The organism is Microcoleus sp. F10-B2, from assembly GCF_036704965.1.
Taxonomy (GTDB): domain Bacteria; phylum Cyanobacteriota; class Cyanobacteriia; order Cyanobacteriales; family Microcoleaceae; genus Microcoleus.
Genome location: NZ_JAUBTB010000217.1, coordinates 1 through 1,638 on the forward strand (window position 1 = coordinate 1; position 1,638 = coordinate 1,638).

2 protein-coding genes and 1 pseudogene are annotated in these 1,638 nt (G+C 42.9%); all 3 read left to right on the plus strand.

What is annotated here, in order from left to right; all coding sequences use genetic code 11:
* Positions 1-110 precede the first annotated feature (110 nt).
* The gene (locus QUA99_RS32715; protein ID WP_333245722.1) at positions 111-572 is read left to right on the plus strand and encodes a hypothetical protein; all 462 of its coding nucleotides are present in this window, start codon (positions 111-113) and stop codon (positions 570-572) included.
* Between the two features lies 1 nt (position 573).
* Positions 574-1,041: a hypothetical protein gene (locus QUA99_RS32720; RefSeq protein WP_333245725.1), complete on the plus strand. Its 468-nt coding sequence runs from the start codon at positions 574-576 to the stop codon at positions 1,039-1,041.
* 277 nt (positions 1,042-1,318) lie between these two features.
* Positions 1,319-1,638, plus strand: a pseudogene (locus tag QUA99_RS32725) (IS110 family transposase); the annotation flags it as partial.

Consider the following 1,638-nt stretch of genomic DNA (forward strand, 5'->3'; position numbering starts at 1 on the left):
GTTTTCGCTTCCTATTTCCATCTTTCCATCTTGTTTGCTTCTGTGTGCGATCGTTCTTTTGAGCGAAGGGCGATCGCCTTTTTTACCTATTCCAATTACCAATTGCTGCAATGACTATCCTTAGAATTTCGCTTCCTGTCTATTCTAAAAACTGGGACACTCTTTCTGAACGAGGCATTCTCGAAGTTGCTACATCTTCCGATACTGATACTCTTTCTGAGTCTTATGAAAAACTTAAGCCTCAGATTGCTGAATTGATGGCTAACTGCCAATCCGAATCGCAGATTGTTGTCGAACTCAAGCAAGTTAAGAATGAGCTTCTTCAGAAGAAAAAACAAGTTCAGCAACTTGCTTCAAAGATTGAGCGAGCTAACAAACAGTTAGAGCGACTGACGGCTTTTTTAGCTGCTTTTGGTATTCGAGCTTCGGATATCAACTTGAATATCACAACTACTGCTATCTCTCAGTTTAAGCCTGTTGAAGTTATTGATGTTTCCGAGTATGAGGACGATGGGGAGGTGGAAGTAGACCCCCTCCCTTTTGATTATCAACGTTCTTCTCATGAGTTTTGATATGGAACAATTTGATTTGCAGTCTCAGTTAGTTGCTGCTCAAGCTGAGATTGCACGACTTCGTGAGGACAATGAGCAGATGCGCGATCGCGTTCGCGCCCAGACTGAAATCATCAATCGAGCTAAGGACATTAACCCTGTTGCCCGTCCTAGCTTTAAAAGAGTTCTTGCATTGGCTCGAGCTGCTTGCCTCGACTTGTGCAAGTGTCCCGCTGGTGGTTGGTTTCTTAGCATGGGGCAGCGCGTCCGCAAGTTTAAAACTCTCGGTCAAATCTGGGACATTCTCTGTTTAGATGATTGGTTTTTAGATGATTTGTTTGGAGACTTTTTGGTTATCAATCCTTGCAAACAAAGGCCTCGCGATTTTGATTGGGACAATTCTCGTGCTGGTGGAATTTTAACTCAAGTTCAGAACTTTTTTGAGACTTGGCATAATTTTGCTGGTGCAATTCCTTTTTCTTTTGAATAACTGCCTGATGATGGCTGTGTGACTCGGCGGCCGAAACTCGTTTTGAGTAGCGGATTGAGTCCAAATCATCCGTCGGTCAATTGAATACTGATTTAGGGCTTTAATGAAGAAACAAGCTGTAATGGCTTTTCTACTTTCTCAAGCTCGGTCATTATTCGATTGACTGCAATTTTTCCCCTGCAATTTATAGCTTTAAGAGTGAATTAGGCTTAGCTGCCTTTGGGTGATTCATAAGCTTTGCTGTGGGGATTTGGAAATTATCACCTGTAAAAATTTAATGCAAATTATCGGACTTGACATTAGCAAGGCTTCAGTTTCTGCTTGCCTTTTGCTAGAAAAACCAACTGAACCTCGACAATTTTATTACGATTGCGACTTTCACAAGTTTGATGCTACAGCTTTTGGAATTTCTGGATTGCTGGCATTGATTGGCGGCGACATAGATAACACGATCGCAGTGATGGAGCCGACGGGGGTAAACTATCAAATTTTGTGGGGAACTCAGCTCGCCAGGGCCGGTGTAGAAATTCGTCTTGTCGGTCACAAGGAATTGCGAAGTTTTCGCGAGCACCACCTCGGACTTCCCGATAAAGATGA